Source organism: Aminobacter sp. P4_D5, from assembly GCF_056401815.1.
The window spans coordinates 1-3100 of sequence record NZ_JBFUIP010000318.1; the positions used below are offsets into that span (position 1 = coordinate 1).

The following is a 3100-nucleotide window of genomic DNA, read 5'->3' on the forward strand; positions in this document are numbered from 1 at the left end:
AACTGCACGCTGGCGCCGATCTGGGTGCGCAAGACGCCCAAGAAGCAGGCCGAGGAGCAGGCGATGCACTTCCTGCGCCGGGTCAAGATCCCTGAGCAAGCCAACAAATATCCCGGCCAGCTGTCGGGTGGCCAGCAGCAGCGCGTGGCGATCGCGCGCTCGCTGTGCATGAACCCGCGCATCATGCTGTTCGACGAGCCGACCTCGGCGCTCGACCCTGAAATGATCAAGGAAGTGCTGGAAACCATGGTCGGTCTCGCCGAAGAGGGCATGACGATGCTGTGCGTGACCCACGAGATGGGCTTTGCCCGCAAGGTCGCCAACCGGGTCATCTTCATGGACCAGGGCCAGATCGTCGAAGAAAACACGCCTAGCGAGTTCTTCGACCATCCGCGCCACGAGCGCACCAAGCTGTTCCTCAGCCAGATCCTGCATTAGGCGACATAAAATGAGCGACAAGACATTGAAAATCGCAGTCATCGCCGGCGACGGCATCGGCAAGGAAGTGGTGCCCGAGGGGCTGCGCGTGCTTCAGGCGGCGGCGTCGAAGTTCAAGATCGACATCGGTTTTGACACCTTCGACTTCGCCTCATGCGACTACTACCTCAAGCACGGCACCATGCTGCCGGCCGACTGGAAAGCCCAGATTGGCGGGCACGACGCCATCTTCTTCGGCGCGGTCGGCTGGCCGGATACAGTGCCGGACCACGTCTCGCTATGGGGCTCGTTGCTGCAGTTCCGGCGCGAGTTCGACCAGTATGTCAATCTGCGCCCGGTCAGGCTGATGCCCGGCGTGTCTTCGCCGCTTGCCGGCCGCAAGCCAGGCGACATCGACTTCTATATCGTTCGCGAAAACACCGAAGGCGAATACTCGTCCATCGGCGGCAGGATGTTCCCCGGCACCGAGCGCGAGGTGGTCATCCAGGAAACCGTGATGAGCCGCATCGGCGTCGACCGGATCCTGCGCTACGCCTTCGAATTGGCCAAGCGGCGCGACGCCAAGCACCTGACCTCGGCAACCAAGTCGAACGGCATCTCGATCACCATGCCCTATTGGGACGAGCGGGTGGAGGAGATGGCGAAGAACTATCCCGAAGTGCGCTGGGACAAGTACCACATCGATATTCTCGCAGCTCAATTCGTGCTCAACCCGGACCGCTTCGACGTTGTCGTGGCCTCCAATCTGTTCGGCGACATTCTCTCCGATCTCGGCCCGGCATGCACGGGCACGATCGGCATCGCCCCTTCCGGCAATATCAATCCGGAGCGGAAATTCCCGTCATTGTTCGAGCCGGTACACGGTTCGGCCCCCGACATTGCCGGCAAGGGCATCGCCAATCCGGTCGGGCAGATATGGACCGGTGCGATGATGCTTGAGCATCTCGGTCACCGCGAGGCAGCCGACGCCATCGTCAGGGCCATTGAGGAAGTCCTCGCAAACGAGACCCTGCGCACCCGCGACCTTGGCGGCAAAGCCGACACCGTCACATGCGGTAAGGCGATCGCCGACGCGGTGGCGGCCTAACCCAGGCCGTCACTCCGATGATTTGGCGACCTGGTCTTCAGGTTCCGCAATTGAGTCGAATTGCGGAACTCCCGGTTTGCCTTCGGTACGGTCGCGATAAAGCGCTGCGCGTGCCAGAAGCATCAAGGTGACAGGCGTGGTCACGACCACGAAGATGGTGATCAGCACTTCATGCAGGACGGGCCGGGACTGCAGCACGGAAAAACAGATGATCGAGGCGATCAGGATCGCGCCTGCACCCCATGTTGTTCCAAGCGTGGGCGCGTGCACGCGCTCGTAGAAGCTTTCAAACCGCACAAGCCCGATTGCCCCCAGCAGCGTCAGCCCTGATCCCAAGACCAGGAAAGAAGCAACGAGCAGGGCGGCCCAGGCCGGAAGATCGGCGGCGTGACTCATTCGATCACCTCGCCGCGCATCAGGAATTTGGCGAGCGCCACGGTGGAAACGAAGCCCAGAAGCGCAATCACCAGGGCTGCTTCGAAATAAGTGGTCGTGCCGGTGCGGATGCCGAATGTCAGCAGCAACAGCATCGCCGCCACATAGAGTGCGTCGAGGCCGAGCACCCGATCCTGGGCGCGGGGGCCACGAACCAGGCGCCACACCGCGCAGGCCATGGCGGCGACGAGCAGCATTTGCGACAGCGTGACGGCCAGGATGAAAATGACGCTGCTCATTCGAAAATCTCCATCAACAGGTGCTCGTAGCGCTGCTTGATCGTGTCGATCCACTCCTGCTCGTCGACCAGATCGAGCACATGGATCAACAGCCTGCCATTGGCGGAATGGTATTCGAGCCATGCGGTGCCAGGGGTGCTGGTGACAATGCAGGCGAGCACGGCCAAGCCGGTGCGGTCGCGCAACTCAAGCGGGATGGTGACGAAGCCCGAGTTCCGTTGCCTGCGCCGTCCCTTCAGGATGATGCCGGCGACCGCGATGTTGGAACGGAAGATGTCGATGAAGACCACCCACAGAAGCTGCGGGATCTTGTCCCAGCGCCTGATCCTCGGCTTGGCGGGCTGAAGGGCTGCCATGGCTTGCGATGCACCAAGGGCAATGACGCTGCCCAGGACCAGGTGGCCAAGGGAGAATTTGTTGAGCAGCAGCCACATGACCAGCAGCGATACCGTCAACACAGGAAAAGGCAGCCAGCGTGTCATTTGGCCTCCAAAGTCTTGGGGCCGGGCAGACTGGGTGCCGACATGACATCTGAAATGTAGCTCTTCGGATCATGCAAAGACCGTGAGGTGGCATCCATATATGCCATCACCTTGCCACCTTGGACGCTCAGTCCCAGGCACAGGACGAGCAGGATGGCGACTGGCGCGAATTCCATGACCAGCACACGCGGCACCGTGCCTTCGACCGGCGCCCAGAAGGTGCGGATACCGGCGCGTGTCATGGCGATCATCGCTGCCAGGCCCGACAGAATAAGCAGGGCCACGAACACCCATGTCGTTATCGAAATCTCTCCCCTGCTAGCGCCAAGTCCGTCAGGATTGAACAGCGCTGTCAGCATGGCGAATTTGGCGATGAAGCCGGAAAGCGGAGGCAAGCCGGCCAAAAGCAGGGCCGTGCC

At 61.5% G+C, this 3100-nt stretch carries 5 protein-coding genes and 1 pseudogene; 2 read left to right on the forward strand and 4 right to left on the reverse strand.

Features of this window, described 5'->3' with window-relative positions; all coding sequences use genetic code 11:
• Together AC1DWF_RS31310 and AC1DWF_RS31315 are read left to right on the forward strand one after the other, a co-directional pair.
• Positions 1-438 (forward strand): amino acid ABC transporter ATP-binding protein (locus AC1DWF_RS31310; protein WP_476842497.1); only part of this gene is annotated, 438 nt, incomplete at its 5' end.
• A gap of 10 nt (positions 439-448) precedes the next feature.
• Complete coding sequence (locus tag AC1DWF_RS31315) at positions 449-1525, forward strand: tartrate dehydrogenase (protein WP_476804429.1); 1077 nt, start codon at positions 449-451, stop codon at positions 1523-1525.
• Between the two features lie 9 nt (positions 1526-1534).
• Here AC1DWF_RS31315 and mnhG read toward each other — a convergent pair whose 3' ends face one another.
• From mnhG to AC1DWF_RS31335, 4 genes and pseudogenes are all read right to left on the reverse strand, one after another.
• Positions 1535-1921, reverse strand: a complete 387-nt coding sequence (mnhG, locus tag AC1DWF_RS31320) for a monovalent cation/H(+) antiporter subunit G (protein WP_476784423.1) — start codon at positions 1919-1921, stop codon at positions 1535-1537.
• Positions 1918-2199, reverse strand: coding sequence for a K+/H+ antiporter subunit F (locus AC1DWF_RS31325; protein WP_476784422.1), 282 nt, complete (start codon positions 2197-2199; stop codon positions 1918-1920). Before AC1DWF_RS31325 ends, mnhG begins: the two co-directional genes overlap by 4 nt.
• Positions 2196-2681, reverse strand: a complete 486-nt coding sequence (locus tag AC1DWF_RS31330; RefSeq protein WP_476784421.1) for a Na+/H+ antiporter subunit E — start codon at positions 2679-2681, stop codon at positions 2196-2198. The genes AC1DWF_RS31325 and AC1DWF_RS31330 overlap by 4 nt, the downstream gene beginning before the upstream one ends.
• Positions 2678-3100, reverse strand: a pseudogene (locus tag AC1DWF_RS31335) (monovalent cation/H+ antiporter subunit D); the annotation flags it as partial. The pseudogene AC1DWF_RS31335 and the gene AC1DWF_RS31330, both read right to left, overlap by 4 nt.

Coding starts and splice junctions, on each gene's coding strand:
- AC1DWF_RS31315 (WP_476804429.1), top strand. CDS start 449: ATGAGCGACAAGACATTGAAAATCGCAGTCATCGCCGGCGACGGCATC.
- mnhG (WP_476784423.1), bottom strand. CDS start 1,921: ATGAGTCACGCCGCCGATCTTCCGGCCTGGGCCGCCCTGCTCGTTGCT.
- AC1DWF_RS31325 (WP_476784422.1), bottom strand. CDS start 2,199: ATGAGCAGCGTCATTTTCATCCTGGCCGTCACGCTGTCGCAAATGCTG.
- AC1DWF_RS31330 (WP_476784421.1), bottom strand. CDS start 2,681: ATGACACGCTGGCTGCCTTTTCCTGTGTTGACGGTATCGCTGCTGGTC.